The 24,079-nt window shown below is 57.9% G+C and carries 19 protein-coding genes and 2 tRNA genes; 19 read left to right on the top strand and 2 right to left on the bottom strand.

The genetic code is table 11. The features are described from left to right. Positions 1-46 precede the first annotated feature (46 nt). From carB to HX875_RS05225, 3 genes are read left to right on the top strand one after another with little or no spacing between them, the layout of a single operon-like run. Positions 47-3,268: a carbamoyl-phosphate synthase large subunit gene (gene carB, locus HX875_RS05215; protein ID WP_003212212.1), complete on the top strand. Its 3,222-nt coding sequence runs from the start codon at positions 47-49 to the stop codon at positions 3,266-3,268. After that, a complete protein-coding gene (gene greA / locus HX875_RS05220) occupies positions 3,265-3,741 on the top strand; it encodes a transcription elongation factor GreA (protein WP_010174313.1) in 477 nt (158 codons plus the stop codon). Before carB ends, greA begins: the two co-directional genes overlap by 4 nt. A 28-nt stretch (positions 3,742-3,769) precedes the next feature. Next, positions 3,770-4,174: an MFS transporter gene (locus HX875_RS05225; RefSeq protein WP_177042204.1), complete on the top strand. Its 405-nt coding sequence runs from the start codon at positions 3,770-3,772 to the stop codon at positions 4,172-4,174. Positions 4,175-4,182: 8 nt separating this feature from the next. Here HX875_RS05225 and HX875_RS05230 read toward each other — a convergent pair whose 3' ends face one another. Further along, a complete protein-coding gene (locus HX875_RS05230) occupies positions 4,183-4,491 on the bottom strand; it encodes a YhbY family RNA-binding protein (protein ID WP_177042205.1) in 309 nt (102 codons plus the stop codon). Between the two features lie 105 nt (positions 4,492-4,596). Here HX875_RS05230 and rlmE point away from each other — a divergent pair, with 105 nt between their 5' ends. The 16 genes from rlmE (at position 4,597) to HX875_RS05310 (ending at position 20,824) form a co-directional block, all read left to right on the top strand. Continuing rightward, on the top strand, positions 4,597-5,247 hold the full coding sequence (rlmE, locus tag HX875_RS05235) for a 23S rRNA (uridine(2552)-2'-O)-methyltransferase RlmE (protein ID WP_003212203.1): 651 nt from the start codon (positions 4,597-4,599) through the stop codon (positions 5,245-5,247). Positions 5,248-5,447: 200 nt separating this feature from the next. Continuing rightward, on the top strand, positions 5,448-7,358 hold the full coding sequence (gene ftsH / locus HX875_RS05240) for an ATP-dependent zinc metalloprotease FtsH (protein ID WP_008436840.1): 1,911 nt from the start codon (positions 5,448-5,450) through the stop codon (positions 7,356-7,358). An 8-nt stretch (positions 7,359-7,366) separates the two neighbouring features. Continuing rightward, positions 7,367-8,218: a dihydropteroate synthase gene (folP, locus tag HX875_RS05245; RefSeq protein WP_177042207.1), complete on the top strand. Its 852-nt coding sequence runs from the start codon at positions 7,367-7,369 to the stop codon at positions 8,216-8,218. A gap of 16 nt (positions 8,219-8,234) precedes the next feature. After that, on the top strand, positions 8,235-9,572 hold the full coding sequence (glmM, locus tag HX875_RS05250; RefSeq protein ID WP_177042209.1) for a phosphoglucosamine mutase: 1,338 nt from the start codon (positions 8,235-8,237) through the stop codon (positions 9,570-9,572). A gap of 66 nt (positions 9,573-9,638) precedes the next feature. Next, positions 9,639-10,394: a triose-phosphate isomerase gene (gene tpiA, locus HX875_RS05255; RefSeq protein WP_010174326.1), complete on the top strand. Its 756-nt coding sequence runs from the start codon at positions 9,639-9,641 to the stop codon at positions 10,392-10,394. A 4-nt stretch (positions 10,395-10,398) separates the two neighbouring features. Further along, entirely contained in the window at positions 10,399-10,782 is a 384-nt protein-coding gene (secG, locus tag HX875_RS05260) for a preprotein translocase subunit SecG (protein ID WP_026078118.1), read from the top strand. A gap of 21 nt (positions 10,783-10,803) precedes the next feature. Further along, positions 10,804-10,889: transfer RNA gene (locus HX875_RS05265), tRNA-Leu, on the top strand. 96 nt (positions 10,890-10,985) lie between these two features. Beyond that, a tRNA-Met gene (locus HX875_RS05270) sits at positions 10,986-11,062 on the top strand. Positions 11,063-11,202: 140 nt separating this feature from the next. Then, on the top strand, positions 11,203-11,661 hold the full coding sequence (rimP, locus tag HX875_RS05275; protein WP_003235029.1) for a ribosome maturation factor RimP: 459 nt from the start codon (positions 11,203-11,205) through the stop codon (positions 11,659-11,661). Between the two features lie 47 nt (positions 11,662-11,708). Next, the gene (nusA, locus tag HX875_RS05280; protein WP_003212187.1) at positions 11,709-13,190 is read left to right on the top strand and encodes a transcription termination factor NusA; all 1,482 of its coding nucleotides are present in this window, start codon (positions 11,709-11,711) and stop codon (positions 13,188-13,190) included. 27 nt (positions 13,191-13,217) lie between these two features. Next, a complete protein-coding gene (gene infB, locus HX875_RS05285) occupies positions 13,218-15,740 on the top strand; it encodes a translation initiation factor IF-2 (protein WP_177042211.1) in 2,523 nt (840 codons plus the stop codon). A 159-nt stretch (positions 15,741-15,899) separates the two neighbouring features. After that, positions 15,900-16,301: a 30S ribosome-binding factor RbfA gene (gene rbfA / locus HX875_RS05290; protein WP_088423539.1), complete on the top strand. Its 402-nt coding sequence runs from the start codon at positions 15,900-15,902 to the stop codon at positions 16,299-16,301. Between the two features lie 3 nt (positions 16,302-16,304). Beyond that, positions 16,305-17,222, top strand: a complete 918-nt coding sequence (gene truB / locus HX875_RS05295) for a tRNA pseudouridine(55) synthase TruB (protein ID WP_003212182.1) — start codon at positions 16,305-16,307, stop codon at positions 17,220-17,222. Positions 17,223-17,337: 115 nt separating this feature from the next. Further along, complete coding sequence (rpsO, locus tag HX875_RS05300; RefSeq protein WP_003176135.1) at positions 17,338-17,607, top strand: 30S ribosomal protein S15; 270 nt, start codon at positions 17,338-17,340, stop codon at positions 17,605-17,607. 194 nt (positions 17,608-17,801) lie between these two features. Next, positions 17,802-19,907: a polyribonucleotide nucleotidyltransferase gene (gene pnp, locus HX875_RS05305; protein ID WP_177042213.1), complete on the top strand. Its 2,106-nt coding sequence runs from the start codon at positions 17,802-17,804 to the stop codon at positions 19,905-19,907. Between the two features lie 296 nt (positions 19,908-20,203). Then, a complete protein-coding gene (locus tag HX875_RS05310) occupies positions 20,204-20,824 on the top strand; it encodes a BON domain-containing protein (RefSeq protein WP_177042215.1) in 621 nt (206 codons plus the stop codon). Between the two features lie 275 nt (positions 20,825-21,099). Here HX875_RS05310 and HX875_RS05315 read toward each other — a convergent pair whose 3' ends face one another. Further along, positions 21,100-24,033 carry a DUF748 domain-containing protein gene (locus HX875_RS05315; RefSeq protein WP_177042217.1) on the bottom strand — a complete coding sequence of 978 codons (2,934 nt, stop codon included), beginning with the start codon at positions 24,031-24,033 and terminating at the stop codon, positions 21,100-21,102. Between the last annotated feature and the right edge of the window lie 46 nt (positions 24,034-24,079).

A 24,079-nucleotide genomic window follows, 5' to 3' on the forward strand; every position in this document is an offset into this window, starting at 1 on the left:
TTCAAGACGGCTTGCCGACTGACCTGCGGATTTGAGTGACAAACCCATGCCAAAACGTACAGACATAAAAAGCATCCTGATTCTCGGCGCTGGCCCGATTGTGATCGGCCAGGCCTGCGAATTCGACTACTCCGGCGCCCAGGCCTGTAAAGCCCTGCGCGAAGAGGGCTACCGCGTCATCCTGGTGAACTCCAACCCGGCCACCATCATGACCGACCCGGACATGGCCGACGCCACCTACATCGAGCCGATCAAGTGGCAGACCGTTGCCAAGATCATCGAGAAAGAGCGTCCGGACGCGCTGCTGCCAACCATGGGTGGCCAGACCGCCCTGAACTGCGCACTGGACCTGGAGCGCGAAGGCGTCCTGGAGAAGTTCGGCGTAGAGATGATCGGCGCCAATGCCGACACCATCGACAAGGCTGAAGACCGTTCGCGTTTCGACAAGGCCATGAAGTCCATCGGCCTTGACTGCCCGCGTTCCGGTATCGCCCACAGCATGGAAGAGGCCAACGCGGTCCTGGAACGCCTGGGCTTCCCGTGCATTATCCGTCCGTCCTTCACCATGGGCGGCACCGGTGGCGGTATCGCTTACAACCGTGAAGAGTTCGAAGAAATCTGCGCCCGCGGCCTGGACTTGTCTCCGACCAAAGAGCTGCTGATCGACGAATCCCTGATCGGCTGGAAAGAATATGAGATGGAGGTTGTCCGCGATAAGAAGGACAACTGCATCATCGTCTGCTCCATCGAAAACTTTGACCCAATGGGCGTGCACACCGGTGACTCGATCACTGTTGCGCCAGCACAGACCCTGACGGACAAGGAATACCAGATCATGCGTAACGCCTCTTTGGCGGTGCTGCGTGAGATTGGCGTGGAAACCGGTGGCTCCAACGTCCAGTTCGGCATCTGCCCGGACACCGGCCGCATGGTTGTGATCGAGATGAACCCGCGTGTATCGCGTTCTTCGGCGCTGGCATCGAAAGCTACCGGCTTCCCGATTGCGCGTATCGCCGCCAAGCTGGCGATCGGTTACACATTGGACGAGCTGCAGAACGAAATCACTGGCGGCGCAACCCCGGCATCCTTCGAGCCGTCGATCGACTACGTCGTCACCAAGCTGCCACGCTTCGCTTTCGAGAAATTCCCGAAAGCCGACGCCCGCCTGACCACTCAGATGAAGTCGGTCGGTGAGGTCATGGCCATCGGCCGGACCTTCCAGGAATCCCTGCAGAAAGCCCTGCGTGGCCTGGAAGTAGGCGTTTGCGGTCTGGACGAGAAACTCGACCTGAGCAACCCGGAAAGCATGAGCGTGCTCAAGCGCGAGCTGACCGTGCCGGGTGCCGAGCGTATCTGGTACGTGGCTGATGCTTTCCGCGCCGGCATGACCGTCGAAGACATTTTCGGCATGAACATGATCGACCCGTGGTTCCTGGTGCAGATCGAAGATCTGATCAAGGAAGAAGAGAAGGTCAAGACCCTCGGTCTGTCCTCTATCGACCGCGACCTGATGTTCCGCCTCAAGCGCAAAGGCTTCTCCGACATGCGCCTGGCCAAGCTGCTGGGTGTGACCGAGAAGAACCTGCGCACGCATCGTCACAAGCTGGATATCTTCCCGGTCTACAAGCGCGTTGATACCTGTGCGGCCGAGTTCGCCACCGACACCGCGTACATGTACTCCACCTACGAGGAAGAGTGCGAAGCCGCGCCGTCGGGCCGCGACAAGATCATGATTCTGGGTGGCGGTCCAAACCGTATCGGCCAGGGCATCGAGTTCGATTATTGCTGCGTACACGCCGCTCTCGCCCTGCGCGAAGACGGGTACGAGACCATTATGGTCAACTGCAACCCGGAAACTGTTTCCACTGACTACGACACTTCCGACCGTCTGTACTTCGAGCCGGTAACGCTGGAAGACGTGCTGGAAATCTGCCGCGTCGAGAAGCCAAAAGGCGTGATCGTCCAGTACGGCGGCCAAACCCCGTTGAAACTGGCTCGCGCACTCGAAGCCGCTGGCGTGCCGATCATCGGCACCAGCCCTGACGCTATCGACCGTGCTGAAGACCGTGAGCGCTTCCAGCAGATGGTTGAGCGCCTGAACCTGCGTCAGCCGCCAAACGCCACGGTGCGTAGCGAAGACGAAGCGATCCGCGCGGCCAGCAAGATTGGTTACCCGCTGGTGGTGCGTCCGTCCTACGTACTGGGCGGCCGGGCGATGGAAATCGTCTACGAAGAAGACGAACTCAAGCGTTACCTGCGTGATGCGGTGAAAGTGTCCAACGACAGCCCGGTGCTGCTGGACCACTTCCTCAACTGCGCCATCGAGATGGACGTGGATGCGGTCTGTGACGGCACCGACGTGGTGATCGGCGCGATCATGCAGCACATCGAACAGGCTGGCGTACACTCCGGTGACTCCGCTTGCTCGCTGCCGCCGTACTCGCTGCCGGCGCACATCCAGGACGAGATGCGCGAACAGGTCAAGAAAATGGCCCTGGAGTTGGGCGTGGTCGGCCTGATGAACGTACAGTTGGCGCTGCAAGGCGAAGATATCTACGTCATCGAAGTGAACCCGCGCGCCTCGCGTACCGTGCCATTTGTTTCCAAGTGCATCGGTGTTTCCCTGGCGATGATTGCCGCCCGTGTGATGGCCGGTAAGACCTTGAAGGAAATCGGCTTCACCAAGGAAATCATTCCGAACTTCTACAGCGTGAAAGAGGCGGTGTTCCCATTCGCCAAATTCCCTGGTGTGGACCCGATCCTGGGCCCAGAGATGAAGTCCACCGGTGAAGTGATGGGCGTGGGCGATACCTTCGGTGAGGCGTTCGCCAAGGCCCAGATGGGCGCCAGCGAAGTGCTGCCGACCGGTGGTACTGCCTTCATCAGCGTGCGTGATGATGACAAGCCACTGGTTGCAGGCGTGGCCCGTGATCTGATCAACTTGGGTTTCGAAGTCGTGGCCACTGCCGGGACCGCCAAGCTGATCGAGGCTGCCGGCCTGAAAGTGCGTCGCGTGAACAAGGTGACGGAAGGCCGTCCACACGTGGTCGACATGATCAAGAATGACGAAGTCACTCTGATCATCAACACCACCGAAGGTCGCCAGTCGATCGCGGACTCCTACTCCATTCGTCGTAACGCCTTGCAGCACAAGATCTACTGCACCACCACCATTGCTGCTGGCGAAGCTATCTGCGAAGCGCTCAAGTTCGGTCCTGAAAAAACCGTGCGTCGCTTGCAGGATCTACACGCAGGATTGAAGGCATGATCAAATACCCGATGACCGTCCAGGGCGCAAAAGCCCTGGAAGAAGAGCACGCCCACCTGACCAAGGTCGTCCGTCCGAAGCTGAGCCAGGACATCGGTACGGCCCGGGAATTGGGTGACCTGAAGGAAAACGCTGAATACCATGCTGCCCGCGAGCAGCAAGGTATGGTCGAGGCGCGGATCCGTGATATCGAAGGCCGCCTGCAAAACTCGGTGGTTATCGACGTCACGACCATTCCGAAGACCGGCAAGGTGATTTTCGGCACCACCGTGGAAATTGCCAACGTCGAGACGGACGAAAGCGTGGTTTACCACATCGTGGGTGAGGACGAGGCCGACTTCAAACTCGGCAAGATCTCCGTCGGTTCGCCGCTGGCCCGCGCCTTGATTGCCAAGGAAGAGGGTGACGTGGTGGCCGTCAAGACGCCTGGTGGCGTGATCGAGTACGAGATTGTCGAAGTTCGTCACATCTGAAAGACGGCGCCCGCTTCGTGCGGGCGCCATGCTTTGGCAGTTTGCCCAGATGCTTTGGGTTGGCGGCCTATGGCTGTTGCATATTGGTGTACTGCCGGTGCTGGGCCTGATTGGTCTGGCGCCGTTGCTGATCGATGAGTTCAGCGGATTATTAAGCGCGTTGCTGGTGGGTTTTGCGGCGGCGTGCGTAACGCTTCAGGCGCTGGTGCTGATCAAGGCCGAAGGCTTGGGGAGTTTGTGGCGGGATATTCGCGGGCAACTGCTGTTGATGGCGCTGTATGCGTGCGCAATGTTTTGCGTGGTACGCATCTTTCTGCCGGAAGCGTTGCGCTGGCAGCTGTTCAGCTATCTTGTGCTAGGGTTTTCCGGGTTGGTGCTGGTTGTTCAGCCGGTGCCGGGATGGAGTGGCAGGGCGTGCGAAGCACGCCCGTGACCCTTGTTTCACTTGAAGCGGTGTACGTTCGACAGTTGCTTGTTGGCGCTGAAGTTCTTGCGATACAGCAGTGCCATCTTGCCGATGACCTGAACCAGGTCCGCCTTGCCAACCTTGCACAGTTCTGCAATGGCTGCCAGGCGCGCCTCGCGATCAAGGATGCTGACCTTGATCTTGATCAGCTCGTGATCGCCCAATGCGCGTTCAAGTTCGGCTAACACACCTTCAGTCAAACCGTTGTCAGCCACAATCAAAACTGGTTTCAGATGGTGGCCAATGGATTTGTACTGTTTCTTCTGCTCTTGAGTGAGCGGCATAATCTGACCCCTGCGTCTGATCTTGTAAAAAGCGGCGGCCAGTTTACCCGAGCGAGTCCGGGACCGCCCAGTTAATCACGACCCGTTTTATTTTCGAGGTGGCCCGTGGCCCGTTCCAAAACTAGCCTTAAGTGGCTGCAAGAGCATTTCAACGATCCTTACGTCAAAATGGCGCAAAAGGATGGCTACCGTTCCCGGGCCAGCTACAAGCTGCTGGAGATCCAGGAAAAGGACAAGTTGATCCGTCCTGGCATGAGCGTTATCGACCTTGGTGCCGCCCCGGGTGGCTGGTCCCAGGTGACCAGTCGTCTGATTGGTGGGCAAGGTCGTTTGATCGCTTCCGATATCCTGGAAATGGACAGCATCCCGGATGTGACCTTTGTTCATGGTGACTTTACCCAGGATGAAGTGCTGGCACAGATCCTCGAGGCGGTCGGAAATTCGCAGGTAGACCTTGTGATTTCCGATATGGCCCCCAATATGAGTGGATTACCAGCTGTTGATATGCCGCGAGCCATGTTCCTCTGCGAATTGGCACTGGATCTGGCGGGACGGGTACTACGTCCGGGTGGTGACTTTCTGGTCAAGGTCTTCCAGGGTGAAGGCTTCGACGAGTATCACAAGAACATCCGCAAGCTGTTCGACAAGGTGCAGACACGCAAGCCTGACTCTTCCCGGGACAGGTCTCGCGAGCAGTATTTGCTGGGTCGTGGTTTCCGTGGCATTGAAGGCGCTGCCAGTGAAGAGCGTTTTTGAGGAATTTGACGGAGGCGATAGGTTTTTTTATATCGCTTTCGTCACGAAGCTTTACGAATATTGTGTAGTCAAAGTTTCACAAAGGGTTACAGACGGCGCCTGCCAGAGTTGTAGGTAATGTAGTAAGTTAGGCCGGTGAATATCATGCGAAGCGCGCGCCAGTAGCGGAGCTTGCTTCAGAGGGTAGTTAATTGAACGATATGGCAAAGAATCTGATCCTGTGGTTGATCATCGCGGCTGTCCTCGTGACGGTGATGAACAACTTCTCCAGCCCTAACGAGCCGCAGACCCTCAACTATTCCGACTTCATCCAGCAAGTTAAGGATGGCAAGGTCGAGCGCGTAGCGGTTGATGGCTACGTGATTACCGGCAAGCGCAACGATGGCGACAGCTTCAAGACCATCCGTCCGGCAATCCAGGACAATGGCCTGATCGGCGACCTGGTGGATAACCACGTGGTCGTTGAAGGCAAGCAGCCTGAGCAGCAGAGCATCTGGACCCAACTGCTGGTAGCCAGCTTCCCGATACTGGTGATTATCGCCGTGTTCATGTTCTTCATGCGCCAGATGCAAGGTGGTGCGGGAGGCAAGGGCGGGCCGATGAGCTTCGGCAAGAGCAAGGCACGCCTGCTCTCCGAAGATCAGGTGAAAACCACCCTGGCTGACGTTGCAGGTTGCGACGAAGCCAAGGAAGAAGTGGGCGAACTGGTTGAATTCCTGCGCGATCCAGGCAAGTTCCAGCGTTTGGGCGGGCGTATTCCTCGCGGTGTGCTGATGGTTGGCCCGCCAGGTACCGGTAAAACCCTATTGGCCAAGGCTATTGCGGGCGAAGCCAAAGTGCCTTTCTTCACCATTTCCGGTTCCGACTTCGTCGAAATGTTCGTCGGTGTGGGTGCCAGCCGTGTTCGCGATATGTTCGAGCAGGCCAAGAAGCACGCGCCATGCATCATCTTCATCGATGAAATCGACGCCGTTGGTCGCCATCGTGGCGCCGGCATGGGCGGCGGTCATGATGAGCGTGAGCAGACCCTTAACCAGTTGCTGGTTGAGATGGACGGCTTTGAAATGAACGACGGCATCATCGTGATCGCCGCAACCAACCGTCCTGACGTACTCGACCCTGCGCTGCTGCGTCCGGGCCGTTTCGACCGTCAGGTTGTGGTGGGTCTGCCGGACATCCGCGGCCGTGAACAGATTCTGAAAGTGCACATGCGCAAAGTGCCGATGGGCGACGACGTGGCTCCGGCCGTGATTGCCCGTGGTACTCCAGGCTTCTCCGGTGCCGACCTTGCCAACCTGGTGAACGAAGCTTCGCTGTTCGCTGCCCGTACCGGCAAACGCATCGTCGAAATGAAAGAGTTCGAACTGGCGAAAGACAAGATCATGATGGGCGCCGAGCGCAAATCAATGGTCATGTCCGAGAAAGAGAAGCAGAACACCGCTTATCACGAAGCCGGTCACGCCATTGTCGGTCGTGTTGTGCCTGAGCATGACCCGGTCTACAAGGTATCGATCATTCCTCGTGGTCGGGCGCTGGGCGTTACGATGTTCCTGCCGGAAGAGGATCGCTACAGCCTCTCCAAACGTGCGCTGATCAGCCAGATCTGCTCGCTGTATGGCGGCCGGATTGCTGAAGAGATGACCCTGGGCTTCGACGGTGTGACTACCGGTGCATCCAACGACATCATGCGTGCGAGCCAGATTGCACGGAACATGGTGACCAAGTGGGGTCTGTCGGAAAAACTCGGCCCTTTGATGTATGCCGAGGAAGAAGGCGAGGTGTTCCTGGGGCGTGGCGGTGGCGGTCAAGCTGCCAGCTTCTCCGGTGAGACAGCCAAGCTGATCGACTCCGAAGTGCGCAGCATCATTGACCAGTGCTACGGCACGGCCAAGCAGATCCTCACCGATAACCGTGACAAGCTCGACGCCATGGCTGATGCCCTGATGAAGTACGAGACCATTGATGCCGAGCAGATCGACGACATCATGGCCGGCCGTACGCCTCGTGAGCCTCGCGATTGGGAAGGTGGTTCGGGTACTTCAGGCACGCCGCCTGTGGTGCAGAACGAGCGCCCTGAAGCCCCGATCGGCGGCCCTGCTGCTGACCATTAAGGTTTGAAATGACTTCTGCGTTGTCCTCGACCCGGTTGCCTTGCGGCAGCCGGGTTCTTGATTTGGCCCGTACACACGTTATGGGCATTCTTAACGTAACCCCTGATTCCTTTTCCGATGGCGGCCGCTTCAGCCAGCTTGATGCTGCGTTGCGCCATGCGGAAGCGATGGTGGCTGCCGGTGCGACCCTGATTGATGTCGGTGGCGAATCAACCCGGCCCGGCGCACGCGCAGTGTCTCCCCTGGAGGAGCTGGAGCGGGTTGCGCCGATTGTCGAGCGCATCCACCAAGAGCTGGACGTGATCATCTCTGTTGACACCTCGACTCCTGCCGTCATGCGCGAAACCGCGCGGCTGGGGGCTGGGTTGATCAACGATGTGCGTTCCCTGCAGCGGGACGGCGCGCTTGACGCGGCGGCTGCCACGGGGCTGCCGGTTTGCCTGATGCATATGCTCGGTGAGCCGGGCACGATGCAGGACGATCCGCATTACGACAATCTGGTCGGTGAAGTGAAAGGCTTTCTGGCCGAGCGCATGGCTCAGTGCGCTGCAGTGGGGATAGCTCCCGAGCGGATCATCCTTGATCCGGGGTTTGGCTTTGCCAAGACCCTGCAGCACAATTTAAGCCTGTTCAAGCATATGGAATCCCTGCATGCCCTTGGTCGCCCCCTGTTGGTCGGGGTTTCGCGCAAGAGCATGATAGGTCTGGCGTTGAATCGTCCCGTGGGTGAGCGGCTGTATGGCGGCCTGGCACTCGCGGCACTTGCCGTGGTCAAAGGCGCGCGTATCTTGCGCGTGCATGACGTGGCCGAGACGGTCGATGTCATGCGAATGATCGCAGCGGTTGAATCAGCCGAATAAGAATGATGGAGCACTTATGACTAAAAAATATTTTGGCACCGATGGCATCCGCGGTCGGGTCGGCGAATTCCCGATTACCCCAGATTTCATGCTCAAGCTGGGCTGGGCCGCCGGCATGGCGTTCCGCAGCATGGGCGCTTGCCGCATCCTGGTGGGGAAAGACACCCGTATCTCGGGTTACATGTTTGAGTCTGCGCTGGAGGCAGGTCTTTCCGCTGCCGGTGCTGACGTGATGCTGCTGGGGCCGATGCCTACGCCGGCGATCGCTTACCTGACGCGTACCTTTCACGCTGAAGCCGGTATCGTGATCAGCGCTTCGCACAATCCTCACGATGACAACGGCATCAAGTTCTTCTCGGGCCAGGGCACCAAGCTGCCGGACGAGATCGAGCACATGATCGAAGAGCTGCTGGATGCGCCGATGACCGTCGTCGAGTCGAGCAAGCTGGGCAAGGTGTCGCGGATCAACGATGCTTCTGGCCGTTACATCGAGTTCTGCAAAAGCAGCGTGCCAAGCAGCACCAATTTTGCGGGGCTGAAAGTTGTCATCGACTGCGCCCATGGTGCGACCTACAAGGTGGCACCGAGTGTGTTCAAGGAGCTTGGCGCAGACGTTACTGTGCTGTCGGCCCAGCCTAACGGCTTGAACATCAATGACAATTGCGGCTCGACCCATATGGGGCAGCTGCAGGCGGCGGTCCTGGCCGAGCATGCTGACCTGGGCATCGCTTTCGATGGTGATGGTGACCGGGTATTGATGGTCGACCACACCGGCGCGATTGTTGATGGCGATGACTTGTTGTTCATTATTGCTCGCGACTTGCACGAGCGTAACAAGCTGCAAGGCGGTGTCGTTGGCACGTTGATGAGCAATCTCGGCCTGGAGTTGGCCCTGGCAGATCTGGGTATTCCGTTTGTGCGTGCCAATGTCGGTGACCGCTACGTGATCGCTGAACTGCTGGAACGCAATTGGCAGGTGGGTGGCGAAAATTCCGGGCATGTGGTCTGCTTCCAGCACACGACTACCGGCGATGCGATCATTGCGGCGCTGCAGGTGCTGCTCGCACTGCGTCGTCGCGAAGAAAGCCTGGCCCAGGCGCGTCAGGCGCTGCGCAAGTGCCCGCAGGTGTTGCTGAATGTGCGCTTCGCGGGCGGTGACAACCCTATCGAACATCCGGCCGTCAAGGAGGCCAGCGAGCGCGTCACTGCGGCGATGGCGGGCCGTGGTCGGGTGTTGCTGCGCAAGTCGGGCACCGAGCCTTTGGTGCGCGTGATGGTCGAAGGCGAGGACGAAACACAGGTTCGCGGCTATGCCGAAGAGCTGGCAAAACTGGTAACTGAAGTTTGCGCCTGAATTCGGCTTGCCAGTGATGATGTGGTTGGGTAACATCTGCGCCCACTTTGACCGACGAGGTACAGCATGCGTCGCACGATGGTAGCTGGTAACTGGAAGATGCACGGTACCCGCGCCAGTGTCGCTGAGCTGATCAACGGCCTTCGTCATTTGGCCTTGCCTGGCGGTGTTGATGTCGCGGTATTCCCGCCTTGCTTGTATATCAATCAAGTGATTGATGGCTTGAAAGGCAAGTCGATTCAGGTCGGCGCGCAGAACTCTGCGGTGGAATCCATGCAAGGTGCATTGACCGGTGAGATTGCACCGAGTCAGTTGGTTGATGCGGGTTGTTCCCTGGTGCTTGTTGGGCACTCCGAGCGTCGCCAGATCATGGGCGAGCGTGATGGGACACTCAATCGCAAATTCGCGGCGGCACAGGCTTGTGGCTTGATTCCGGTGTTGTGCATAGGGGAGACCCTTGAACAGCGTGAGTCCGGTAAAACTCTTGAGGTTGTCGGGCGTCAGCTGGGCAGCATCATCGAGGAGCTGGGAGTGGGTGCTTTTGCAAATGCAGTAATTGCTTACGAGCCGGTCTGGGCCATTGGCACCGGGCTGACTGCTTCGCCGCAACAGGCGCAGGATGTGCACGCAGCCATCCGCGCGCAGTTGGCGGCAGAGAATTCTGAGGTCGCACGAGGTGTGCGGCTTCTATACGGCGGCAGCGTGAAGGCGGCCAATGCGGTCGAACTGTTCGGCATGCCGGATATCGATGGGGGGCTCATTGGTGGAGCTTCCCTGAATGCAGATGAGTTCGGTGCGATTTGTCGCGCCGCGGGAAACTGAAAAAATGCTGGAAACAGTCATCGTTGTTTTTCATCTGCTGGGTGCACTGGGCGTAGTTGCTCTGGTTTTGCTGCAGCAGGGTAAAGGTGCGGACGCTGGTGCGTCTTTCGGGGCAGGTGCTTCAAATACTGTGTTCGGAAGCCAAGGTTCCTCTACCTTTCTTAGTAAGTTTACTGCTATACTTGCCGCCGGTTTCTTCATAACCAGCTTGGGGTTAGGTTACTTTGCTAAAGAGAAAGCTCATGTGCTGACTCAAGTAGGTCTCCCAAACCCAGCAGTGTTGGAAGTACCAAAAGCAAAACCGGCTTCTGATGATGTCCCGGTGCTTCAAGAGCAAAAGTCGGCTACTCCAGCGACTGACGTGCCTCCAGCTCAAGAGCAGAAGTAAGAAGGTTGTAAACGCTGTATTGCCGAGGTGGTGGAATTGGTAGACACGCAACCTTGAGGTGGTTGTGCCCATAGGGTGTAGGGGTTCGAGTCCCCTTCTCGGTACCAATTATCAGGAGAGCCCGCTGTTGCGGGCTTTCTTGTAGGTGGAAGGTTACATTGACCCTGTAAGGGATCGGTCGTATACTTCCGCCCCAGCTTTGTCGCGGGGTGGAGCAGTCTGGTAGCTCGTCGGGCTCATAACCCGAAGGTCGTCGGTTCAAATCCGGCCCCCGCAACCAGTTTTAGCGGAGCCCCTTTTAAGGGGCTTTTTGTTAGCTGGACACTTTCAACGCCGCTGTTCGACGGCGTTTCAAGGATGGGCGTTTCGCCCATTTTTTTATTTTGCACAGCATGCACATACATGCACGAGGGGGTTCAGGTGTCGAGCAAGCTAGAAGAGTTGCAGGCCTTGTTGGCCCCGGTGGTCGTGGCCCTAGGCTATGAATGCTGGGGTATTGAGTTTTCGGCTCAAGGTCGCCACTCAATGTTGCGCGTTTATATCGATAAAGAGGGCGGCGTGCTGGTGGACGATTGTGCCATTGTCAGCCGTCAGATCAGCGGTGTCCTGGATGTTGAAGATCCGATCTCCGTTGAATACACCCTCGAAGTTTCCTCGCCTGGCATGGAACGCCCACTGTTCACTATTGATCAGTTTGCAAAATTTGCCGGTGAACAAGTGAAGATCAAGCTGCGCTCTCCCTTTGAAGGGCGACGCAACTTTCAGGGCCTTCTGCGCGGTGTAGAAGAACAGGACGTCGTGGTGCAGGTAGAAGACCATGAGTTCCTGTTGCCGATCGATATGATCGACAAGGCCAACATTATTCCCAGTTTTGACTGAGACGCGGATCCCGCGGATCCAATGGCTTGCGAAAGGCGAGGCGTACGATGAGCAAAGAAGTACTGCTGGTTGTTGAGTCGGTATCCAATGAAAAGGGCGTACCGGCAAACGTGATTTTTGAAGCGCTGGAGCTGGCCCTGGCCACTGCTACCAAAAAGCGTTTTGAAGACGAAGTTGATCTGCGTGTGGAAATCAACCGCCACACCGGTGCCTACGAGACTTTCCGTCGCTGGACGGTCGTCGAAGAAGCCGATCTTGATGATCCGGCCATCGAAACCTGGCCGAGCAAGGTTGCTGAAACGCATCCTGGCGCCCAGGTCGGTGATGTCGTCGAAGAAAAGATTGAATCCATCGAGTTCGGCCGCATCGCTGCACAGACTGCCAAGCAAGTCATCGTGCAGAAGGTCCGCGAAGCCGAACGCGCTCAAGTCGTTGACGCCTATCGCGAGCGCCTGGGGGAAATCATCTCCGGCACCGTGAAAAAAGTCACCCGCGACAACGTGATCGTCGACCTGGGCAACAACGCTGAAGCGTTGCTGGCTCGCGAAGACATCATTTCCCGCGAAACTTTCCGGGTTGGCGTGCGTTTGCGTGCGCTGCTCAAGGAAATCCGCACCGAGAACCGCGGCCCACAGCTGATCCTGTCGCGTACCGCGCCGGAAATGCTGATTGAGTTGTTCCGCATCGAAGTGCCGGAAATTGCCGAAGGCCTGATCGAAGTCATGGCTGCGTCCCGCGATCCGGGTTCGCGCGCCAAGATCGCGGTCCGCTCCAAGGACAAACGCATCGACCCGCAAGGCGCTTGCATTGGTATGCGCGGTTCGCGCGTCCAGGCAGTGTCGGGCGAATTGGGCGGTGAGCGTGTGGACATCGTCCTGTGGGACGATAACCCGGCGCAGTTCGTGATCAACGCAATGTCGCCTGCTGAAGTGGCGGCAATTATCGTTGACGAGGATGCCCATGCAATGGACATCGCCGTTGGCGCAGACAATCTGGCTCAGGCCATCGGTCGCGGTGGTCAGAACGTACGTTTGGCCAGCCAGTTGACCGGCTGGACCCTGAACGTGATGACCGAATCGGACATCCAGGCTAAGCAGCAAGCAGAAACCGGTGACATCCTGCGCAACTTCATCGACGAGCTGGAAGTCGACGAAGACCTGGCACAGGTGCTGGTAGATGAAGGCTTCACCAGCCTGGAAGAGATTGCCTACGTACCGTTGGAAGAAATGCTCAACATCGACGGCTTTGACGAAGACACCGTCAACGAGCTTCGCGCTCGGGCCAAGGATCGTTTGTTGACTAAAGCCATCGCTACTGAGGAAAAGCTGGCAGACGCCCATCCGGCCGAAGACCTGCTCTCGCTTGAGGGTATGGACAAGGATTTGGCGATGGAACTGGCGGTGCGCGGCGTAATTACCCGCGAAGACCTGGCCGAGCAGTCTATTGACGACCTGCTCGACATCGACGGCATTGACGATGATCGTGCCGGCAAGTTGATCATGGCCGCCCGAGCCCATTGGTTCGAGTAATTAGGCGCGGCCTGAGGAGAGAAGTGCATGACGCAAGTCACGGTGAAACAACTGGCCGATGAGGTCAAAACACCGGTAGAGCGCCTGTTGCAGCAGATGCGTGAGGCAGGTCTGCCGCACACCGCCGCCGATGAAGGTGTGAGCGATAGTGAGAAGCAGTCTTTGCTGACTCACTTGAAGAGCAGCCACAAGGCGAAAGTGGAAGAACCGCGCAAGATTACATTGCAGCGCAAAACCACCAGCACCCTGCGTGTTGCTGGTAGCAAGAGCATCAGCGTTGAAGTACGCAAGAAGAAAGTCTTCGTACAGCGCAGCCCGGAAGAAATCGAAGCCGAGCGCAAACGCGAACTGGAAGAACGTCGCGCAGTAGAAAATGCTGCTCGTCAGAAGGCTGAAGAAGAAGCCAAGCGTCGCGCCGAAGAAGAAGCGCGTCGCCAGCCTGCTGCTGCGCAACCTGCTAACACTGAGGCCGTTGCTGCGCCTAGCGCGCCTGTAGAAGCTGTTCGTGAGGCCGCTCCGGTTGCCGCCGCGCCTGCTCCTGCAGCCGACACTCGCAAACGCGAAGAACCTCGTCGCCCGGACAAACCACGTGCCGACGATAACAATCGTCGTGGCAGTGGCGATGGTGAGCGTAAAAACGCTCCGCATCGTGCTTCGGTCAAAGAGAAGGCGCCAGCGCCACGTGTTGCTCCACGTACTACCGACGAAGAAAGCGACAGCTTCCGTCGCGGTGGTCGTGGCAAGGCCAAGCTGAAGAAACGCAACGCCCACGGTTTCCAGAGCCCAACCGGCCCTGTCGTGCGTGATGTGCAGATCGGCGAGACCATCACTGTTGGCGATCTCGCCAATCAGATGTCGGTCAAGGCTGCTGAAATCATCAAGTTCATGTTCAAACTGGGTACTCCAGCCACCATCAACCAGGTACTGGATCAGGAAACTGCCCAACTGGTTGCTGAAGAGCTGGGCCACAAAGTGACCCTGGTCAGCGACACCGCCCTGGAAGATTCCCTGGCTGAGTCCCTTAAGTTTGAAGGCGAGACCTTCTCCCGTGCGCCAGTCGTGACCGTAATGGGCCACGTTGACCATGGTAAGACCTCGCTGCTCGACTACATCCGTCGTGCCAAGGTAGCTGCGGGCGAAGCCGGCGGCATCACCCAGCACATCGGTGCATACCACGTTGAAACCGAACGCGGCATGGTCACCTTCCTCGACACCCCTGGTCACGCCGCGTTTACCGCCATGCGTGCCCGTGGTGCCAAGGCGACCGACATCGTGATCCTGGTAGTTGCAGCGGACGACGGCGTAATGCCGCAGACCATTGAAGCTGTCCAGCACGCCAAGGCCGCTGGTGTTCCACTGGTAGTTGCAGTGAACAAAATCGACAAGCCGGGCGCCGATCTCGATCGCATCCGTAGCGAACTGTCGGTTCACGGCGTGACTTCCGAAGAGTGGGGCGGTGATACGCCGTTCGTTTCGGTTTCGGCGAAAGTCGGTACCGGTGTAGACGAACTGCTCGAAGCGGTTCTTCTGCAAGCCGAAGTACTCGAGCTGAAAGCAACCCCATCGGCCCCGGGTCGTGGTGTTGTGGTTGAATCGCGTCTCGACAAAGGTCGTGGCCCGGTTGCAACCGTTCTGGTTCAAGACGGTACCCTGCGCCAAGGCGACATGGTGCTGGTCGGTTCGAACTACGGCCGTGTACGTGCCATGCTCGACGAGAACGGCAAGCCAATCAAGGAAGCCGGTCCTTCCATCCCTGTCGAGATCCTCGGCCTGGACGGTACCCCGGACGCTGGCGACGAGATGAGCGTGCTGTCGGACGAGAAGAAAGCCCGTGAAGTGGCTCTGTTCCGTCAAGGCAAGTTCCGCGAAGTCAAGCTGGCCCGTGCTCACGCCGGCAAGCTGGAAAACATCTTCGAGAACATGGGCCAGGCAGAGAAGAAGACGCTTAACATCGTCCTCAAATCTGACGTTCGTGGTTCCCTCGAAGCGTTGAACGGCGCCTTGAACGGCCTGGGTAACGACGAAGTGCAAGTGCGTGTTGTCGGTGGCGGTGTGGGTGGTATCACCGAATCCGACGCCAACCTGGCACTGGCTTCCAACGCTGTACTGTTCGGCTTCAACGTGCGTGCCGATGCTGGCGCACGGAAGATCGTCGAGCAGGAAGGCCTGGACATGCGTTACTACAACGTCATCTACGACATCATCGAAGACGTCAAGAAAGCCCTCACCGGCATGCTTGGCAGCGACGTCCGGGAGAACATCCTGGGTGTGGCCGAGGTGCGTGACGTGTTCCGCTCGCCGAAATTCGGCGCGATCGCCGGTTGCATGGTTATCGAAGGTGTTGTGCACCGTAACCGTCCAATCCGTGTACTGCGTGAAGACATCGTTATCTTCGAAGGCGAGCTGGAATCCCTGCGCCGCTTCAAGGATGACGCTTCCGAAGTACGTGCCGGCATGGAATGCGGTATCGGCGTCAAGAGCTACAACGACGTCAAGGCTGGCGACAAGATCGAAGTCTACGAGAAGGTCCAGGTTGCTCGCAGCCTCTAACTCGCGCACTTCAAGGGCCACGCGGCGCCCCGGCATGCAAATGCCTGGCGCAGCGTCCGGACTCTAAACGCAACGCCCGGTCTGGCTTTTGTCAGGCCGGGCGTTTGCCGCTTTCAGACCCCACGGGTTTCACCGTGTGGCAGTAACAGGTAACAAGACATGGCAAAAGAATACAGCCGTACCCAACGTATCGGCGATCAGATGCAGCGCGAGCTGGCCCAGCTGATCCGTCGTGAAGTAAAAGACCCCCGTGTTGGCCTGGTCACCATCACCGCCGTTGAAGTCAGCCGTGACGTTGGTCACGCCAAGATCTTCATCACCGTGATGGGCCAGGACAGCAGCGAAGAAATCGCGCAAAGCATCAAGGTGCTCAACTCTGCCGCAGGCTTCCTGCGGATGCAGCTGGCCCGCGAAATGAAGCTGCGCAGCGTTCCACAGTTGCACTTCCACTACGACGAAAGCGTCGTGCGTGGCGCGCACCTGTCGGCACTGATCGAGCGGGCCGTGGCTGAAGACAATCAGCACCCGGAATCCGCCACGCCTGAAGACGCCAAGGAGTAATCGGTGGCTCAGGTCAAACGTATCCGTCGTAACGTCAGCGGCATCATTCTGCTCGACAAGCCCATTGGCTTTACCTCCAATGCGGCGTTGCAGAAGGTCCGCTGGCTGCTCAATGCCGAGAAGGCAGGGCACACCGGCAGCCTCGATCCCTTGGCCACCGGCGTATTGCCTTTGTGCTTCGGCGAGGCCACCAAGTTTTCGCAATACCTGCTCGATTCCGACAAGGGTTATGAAACCCTGATGCAACTGGGCAAGACCACCACCACGGCAGACGCCGAAGGTGATGTTTTGCAGGTTCGCGAGGTGACCGTTGGTCGTGCTGATATCGAGGCTGCCTTACCTGCTTTTCGTGGGCAAATCAGTCAGATACCGCCGATGTACTCGGCTTTGAAGCGTGATGGCCAGCCTCTTTACAAGCTGGCACGTGCAGGTGAAGTGGTGGAGCGCGAACCGCGTTCTGTTACTATTGCGCGCTTGGAATTGCTCGCCGCTGAAGGCGACACTGCCCGATTGGCGGTGGACTGCAGTAAAGGCACCTATATCCGTACCCTGGTGGAAGATATCGGTGAGCAACTAGGCTGTGGCGCATACGTTGCAGAACTGCGACGTACCCAGGCCGGACCTTTCACCCTGGCCCAGACGGTCACGCTGGAAGAGCTGGAAGCGGTACATGCCGAAGGCGGCAACGAAGCGGTTGATCGTTTCCTGATGCCATCGGACAGCGGTTTGCTGGATTGGCCACTGCTGCACTTCTCGGAGCACAGCGCGTTCTACTGGCTTAACGGCCAGCCGGTACGTGCACCGGATGCCCCGAAGTTCGGCATGGTGCGGGTACAAGATCACAACGGTCGCTTTATCGGTATCGGTGAAGTGAGCGAAGACGGGCGCATCGCGCCGCGTCGACTGATTCGGTCAGAATGACCGAACGAGGGTGGCTGTTAACAGGCACGGTCACTACTCATTTTTAGATACAGGGATTTGTCCCTGGCCTGTTGAAACCGTCCTTTGGATGGTTTCCTGAAAAAAGGATTGCCTCATGGCTCTCGACGTTCAAGAAAAAGCTCAAATCGTAGCTGACTACCAGCAAGCTGTTGGTGACACTGGTTCGCCAGAAGTGCAAGTTGCACTGCTGACCCACAACATCAACAAGCTGCAAGGTCACTTCAAGGCCAACGGTAAAGATCACCACTCCCGTCGTGGTCTGATCCGCATGGTAAACCAGCGTCGTAAGCTGCTGGACTACCTGAAAGGCAAGGATCTGGGTCGTTATCAGGCTCTGATCGGTCGCCTGGGTCTGCGTCGCTAATAAGCGATTGCGCTAGAGGTTGGTTGGCTGTCGTGTGTCAGTGGGTTTCCCGCTGGCCCATGGCAGGCTTCCAGCCTCAAGTTTTATCTGGATGCACGTTTTACCCTGGACAGGCGTTGGGCCGATTCCCGACATTGCCCAAGAATTTCGCAAGAAGACAAGTTCCCCAAGAGCCACAAAGAAGGTAGGACACCGTGAACCCGGTTATCAAAAAATTCCAGTTCGGTCAGTCGACCGTTACCCTCGAGACAGGCCGTATCGCCCGTCAAGCCTCCGGCGCAGTGCTGGTCACCGTTGACGACGACGTCACCGTATTGGTGACCGTTGTAGGCGCCAAGACCGCTGACCCAAGCAAAGGCTTCTTCCCTCTTTCCGTTCACTACCAGGAAAAGACTTACGCTGCCGGTAAGATCCCTGGTGGTTTCTTCAAGCGTGAAGGCCGTCCTTCCGAGAAAGAAACCCTGACTTCCCGACTGATCGACCGTCCGATCCGTCCGCTGTTCCCAGAAGGCTTCATGAACGAAGTGCAGGTTGTCTGCACCGTCGTTTCCACCAGCAAGAAGACCGATCCGGACATCGCTGCGATGATCGGTACCTCGGCTGCCCTGGCCATCTCCGGTATTCCTTTCGATGGCCCGATCGGCGCAGCTCGCGTTGCTTTCCACGAAAGCACCGGCTACCTGCTGAACCCGACTTACGAACAACAGAAAGCTTCGAGCCTGGACATGGTCGTTGCCGGTACTTCGGAAGCCGTGTTGATGGTTGAATCGGAAGCCAAAGAGCTGACCGAAGACCAGATGCTGGGCGCGGTACTGTTTGCTCACGACGAGTTCCAGGTTGTGATCAACGCTGTCAAAGAACTGGCTGCTGAAGCTGCCAAGCCAACCTGGACCTGGGCTCCTGCGCCTGAAGCTACCGCACTGCTGGGCGATATCCGCTCCGAGTTCGGTGCTGCGATCTCCGACGCCTATACCATCACCATCAAGGCCGACCGTTACGCTCGCCTGGGTGAACTGAAGGACCAGGTTGTTGCCAAGCTGTCCGGTGAAGAAGGCCAGCCTTCCTCCAGCGAAGTCAAAGCAGCCTTCGGCGAAATCGAATACCGCACCGTTCGCGAAAACATCGTTAACGGCAAGCCACGTATCGACGGCCGCGACACCCGCACCGTACGTCCGCTGAACATCGAAGTCGGCGTTCTGCCAAAAACCCACGGCTCGGCCCTGTTCACCCGTGGCGAAACCCAGGCCCTGGTTGTTGCAACACTGGGTACTGCCCGTGACGCACAGCTGCTGGACACCCTGGAAGGCGAGAAAAAAGACCCGTTCATGCTGCACTACAACTTCCCTCCGTTCTCGGTAGGTGAGTGTGGTCGCATGGGTGGTGCCGGCCGTCGCGAAATCGGTCACGGCCGTCTGGCCCGTCGTTCGATTGCAGCCATGCTGCCTGCCGCCGACGTGTTCCCGTACACCATTCGTGTTGTGTCGGAAATCACCGAGTCCAACGGTTCCAGCTCCATGGCTTCGGTCTGCGGTGCTTCCCTGGCTCTGATGGACGCCGGCGTTCCGATGAAGGCACCGGTTGCCGGTATCGCGATGGGTCTGGTTAAAGAAGGCGAGAAGTTCGCCATCCTGACCGACATCCTGGGTGACGAAGACCACCTGGGCGACATGGACTTCAAGGTAGCCGGTACCGCCAAAGGTGTTACCGCGCTGCAGATGGACATCAAGATCAAGGGCATCACCGAAGAAATCATGGAAATCGCTCTGGGCCAAGCCCTGGAAGCGCGCCTGAATATCCTCGGCCAGATGAACCAGATCATTGGTCAGTCCCGCACCGAACTGTCGGAAAATGCTCCGACCATGATCGCGATGAAAATCGACACCGACAAAATCCGTGATGTTATCGGTAAAGGCGGCGCGACCATTCGTGCGATCTGTGAAGAGACCAAGGCTTCGATCGACATCGAAGACGACGGCTCGATCAAGATCTTCGGCGAAACCAAGGAAGCGGCTGAAGCGGCACGTCAGCGTGTTCTGGGTATCACCGCTGAGGCCGAGATCGGCAAGATCTACGTCGGTAAGGTTGAGCGCATCGTCGACTTCGGCGCATTCGTCAACATCCTGCCAGGCAAGGACGGTCTGGTTCACATCTCCATGCTGAGCGACGCTCGCGTTGAGAAAGTGACCGACATCCTGAAAGAAGGCCAGGAAGTGGAAGTGCTGGTACTGGACGTGGACAACCGCGGCCGTATCAAGCTGTCCATCAAGGACGTAGCAGCAGCCAAGGCTTCGGGCGTTTAATCACCCCGTCGCTGCCAGCTGAAAAAAGGGACTCTTCGGAGTCCTTTTTTTATGCCTGCGGGAAAGTGCCGGAAAATCAGGTGCTTACTAAAATCCCAAAGCCGCAACTTGCATGCAGGCACGATCGACTTCATGCAAGTTGCACGATTCCGAAAATGAGACTGTTTTATAAGTTGTTGTTTTATAAGGATTTAGTTTTGGTGTGAGACTTGGCACACTGCCTGCAATAACCCTGTTAACGCTGCAGCATCAAGGTTCACACACTGCAGACTTTTAATAAAACAGGAGTTACTCGTATGAAGAAGTTCGCTCTCGCTACTGCTACCGCTCTGACCCTGGCCATGGGTGCTAACGTGGCCTTTGCTCAGACTTCCCAAGCTCCAATGACACTGGCGGCTGGTGAAGCCACCAAGGCTAAAGAAAGCGTTTCGGATACTTGGATCACCACCAAAGTTAAATCCGACCTGCTGACCGAGAAAGGCATTCCTGGTTCGGACATCAAGGTTGAAACCAACAAAGGCGTGGTTTCCCTGTCCTCCACAGTTGCTATCTCCGACGCGCAGAAAGCCACTGCTGTAGCGATCACCAAGAAAATCAAAGGTGTAACCGCAGTTTCGGCTGACGGCTTGATGGCTGGCGGCGCGACCAAGGCTGACAACGTCGACAAAACCAAAAGCGCAGCTGCTGGCGCTAAAGAAACTACTTCCGATACCTGGATTACCACCAAGGTGAAAGCTGACCTGGTAACCGAGAAAGGTATTCCTGGCACCGACATCAAAGTCGAAACCAACAAAGGCGTAGTTTCCCTGTCTTCGACCGCAGCGGTCACTGAAGCTCAGAAAACTACCGCGGTGAATATCACCAAGAAAATCAAAGGCGTTAAAGCTGTATCGGCCGATGGCCTGAAAGCAGAGTAACGCTTAACGAATCGCCTGAACTAGGCGCAGGCGGCCACGAGCGAGTCTAGATATCCGCTCAATGCACCTCACAGGTTCATGCGACCGGCCACACGGATGTGGCCATTACAGGCCCCGGCACTTGTGCTGGGGCCTGTTCTATTGCGGGGGGAAATTGTAGGAGCGAGCTTGCTCGCGAAAAACCTGAGGACGACACGCCAACTCAGAAAGCACGCGTTATCGTTGACGTCCTTCGCGAGCAAGCTCGCTCCTACAGAGGATCTCCATCGTTTGAGTTACTCTGCATCCAGATGCATCGGTGTCACCACCCGACCATCTTTCTCGGCTTCACCCAGGTTTGCATCGATAAAGTAAACCCGGTCATCTTCCAACTGGCCCTTGTCCACCAGGTAGTCCTTGATCGCGCTGGCGCGGTCCTGGCCCAGTTGGCGTAGCAGCACGTCGCTGCCACTCCAGAACTTGATCACACCGTCCCGCAGCTTGGCTGTGCGCTCATCGCTGCTCAGGTCTTTCCACTCGGGCGGCGGCTGCAGTTTCAAGCGGGTGCGGTAGATGCCTTCCAGCAACGGCGCCTTTTCCTTCTCCGGGACTTCAAGCAGCGACGCCTGAGCCGGGACTTTATCGCCACGGCGCTGGAGGATCTTGTAATAGTTGTACTGGTATTCACGTTCCAGCCGTTGTGCGGCCAAAAGCGGGCCGTCACTGCTGGCAGCGGCAGTGCCTTCGATTTCCAGGCGCAGGGCAGGGCGCTCCTTGAGGGCCTTGGCCAGGCTGTCCAGGGCCGACTGGGAGTCCTTGCTCAGCTCGCTGGAACCTGCAGCGAATGACACGTTGCCCAGGTCCTGGGCACCGCCACCGCTAATCAGGCCGCCAATAAACTTGAACGGCGCCGTGGCCGCACGTACCACCAGGTTGCGCAGGGTTTGCCAGACAATTGGCATCACGCTGAACTGCGGGTTGTTCAAGTCACCGGTTACCGGCAGTTCAATGGAGATCTTGCCGTCGGAGTCCTTGAGCAGGGCAATCGCCAGGCGAATCGGCAGGTCCACGGCGTCTGCGCTGTCGACCTTCTCGCCCAACTGCAGTTGCTCCACCACCACCTTGTTCTCGGCCTTCAACTGACCCTTGGTGATGACGTAATGCAGGTCCAGGTTGAGCCGGCCCTTGCGGATGCGGAACCCGGCGAATTTGCCCGAGTACGGCGTCAGGGTGGTCAGTTCGACCCGTTTGAAGCTGGTGGCTATATCCAGTGCGGCCATAGGGTCAAACGGGTTCACGCTGCCCTTGATGGTGACCGGCGCATAGCGGTCGACCTTACCCTTGACGTCGACGCTCGCCGGTTTGGCCTGGCGACTGTCGATGGTGCCGATCTGGCCGTTGAGCTGTTGAATGGCGGTGGCGAAGTTCGGGGTCAGGCTGAAGTCGGCGAAGTTGGCCGAGCCGTCGTTGATCGCAATTTGACCAATACGAATGCCCAAGGGCTTTTCTTTACCGGCCGCAGGTTTGGCGGCGGATTTGCTGGCGCTGTTGGCCGGCTGTGGAATCAGCAGGTCATCGATGTTGGTGGTGCGGTCATCGTTGATCATGAAACGTGCGTAGGGTTGGAACAGGTTGACCTTGTCGATCGACAGGCTGTCGCCATGTTGATAGTTCAAGCCTTCGAGCACCAACCGCTGCCACTTCAGGAAGTCGCGGGTCTTCATGGTGTCCAGGGTGTGCAACTGATCGACCTGTGCCCGGCCAGTCACCTGGAACGCCAGGGGCTCGGTGCTTTTCAGGTTCACGTCGAGGTTGCTGCCGAGCATGCCGCTTCGCAGTTCCAACCGGATAAACGGGCTGATGTAGGACTGGGCGACGCGCAGGTCGATGTCCTTGGTATCCACTTTCAACTTGGCGCTGACCGGGCTCAGGTTGACCTGGCCGGTGGCCTGCAACTTGCCTTGTTTGCCCACGCCGGTATCGAGCTTGAGGGTAAACGGGCTCTGGTTGAGGCTGTCGAAATCCTGCAGGTCGAGGTTAAGCGGGCCGACTTCCAGGGCGACTGCCGGTTTGGCCGAGCGGTCCGCCAGATGCACTTGATAGTTGCGCAACTGCACGTCCTTGAGCAGCACTTGCCAAGGTTTGCTTGGCGCTGCCGGTGCAGGTTTTGGCGAATCAGCAGCGGCGGGGGCGGTAGCCGGCTCGGGTGCGGTTGCAGGCTTGCCAGGCTGGCTGGCAAACAGCTTCTGCCAATCCAGTTGGCCATCGGCCTCAAGGGCCGCCCAGGTTTCGAGCTTGTTGCTGCGAATCTTGCCGACGATCACCTGTTGCTTGGCCAGGTCGACCGTGGTCTCGCTGACGTCCAGGCGTTCCAGACGGGCCAGTTGGCGACCATCCGGTGCCTTGATCGCAAACGGCGCGACACTCAGGGCTACGTTGGTCAGGTTCAGCTCGGTTTCCTTGGCCAGGCTCAGCTTGTAGTCGGTGCTGAAGTTGAGAACCCCGTCCTCCAGGACCAGCGGCACCGCGTCACGCACATACGGCCACCAGACTTTCATCTTGCCGTCGGTAACCTTGAGTTTGCCTTCGGAGGCAATCGGAATAAGGCTGAAGTTGCCGGTCCAATCGATCTGGCCACCTTCAGGGCCAGCGGCCACCAAGGTCATATCGGCGTTGTCATCGGGCAGCGTGCTGAGGTTTTTCAGCTCGAAATCGAGTTTGTCGTAGAGAAACTCGATCGGCTCGCTAGGGCGCAAATCCTGGAAGTGCACATAGCCGCCCGCCAGCTTGATGCTGTCGATACGCAGCGGGAATGGTTTGGCGTCCGGATCGGTTGGCGTCGGTTCGCTGGCCGGCAATTTGAACAGCTGTGCCAGGTTGAGCTGGCCGGATTTATCGAACAGCAGCTCGGTCTTCGGCTTGTCGAGTTGTACGTCGGCCAGGTGCAGAGCGCGGGTCCACAGGCTGTCGATCTGCAGGTTGGCATAGAGGCGCTCAAAGGCCACTTGCTCCTTGCCGGGCTCACCGATATTCAGGCCCCACACGGTCAATTCGAGGCTGAACGGGTTGAGCTCGATACGCTGGATATGCGCCGGCACAGTGGCGTAATTGGCCAACTGTTGGTTGGCCACGCGAAGGGCAATACCCGGGAGAATAAGGAAGCCCAGCAAGCTGTACAGGGCAAGGGCGGTCAGCAAAGCGCCAGTGGCGCGAATCAATCCTTTGGGCATATGTGACGCCATCTATGTCGTTCAAGAGTGCCTTGGAGTATGGCAC

The sequence above is a fragment of the Pseudomonas yamanorum genome (assembly GCF_013386765.1).
GTDB lineage: Bacteria > Pseudomonadota > Gammaproteobacteria > Pseudomonadales > Pseudomonadaceae > Aquipseudomonas > Aquipseudomonas yamanorum_A.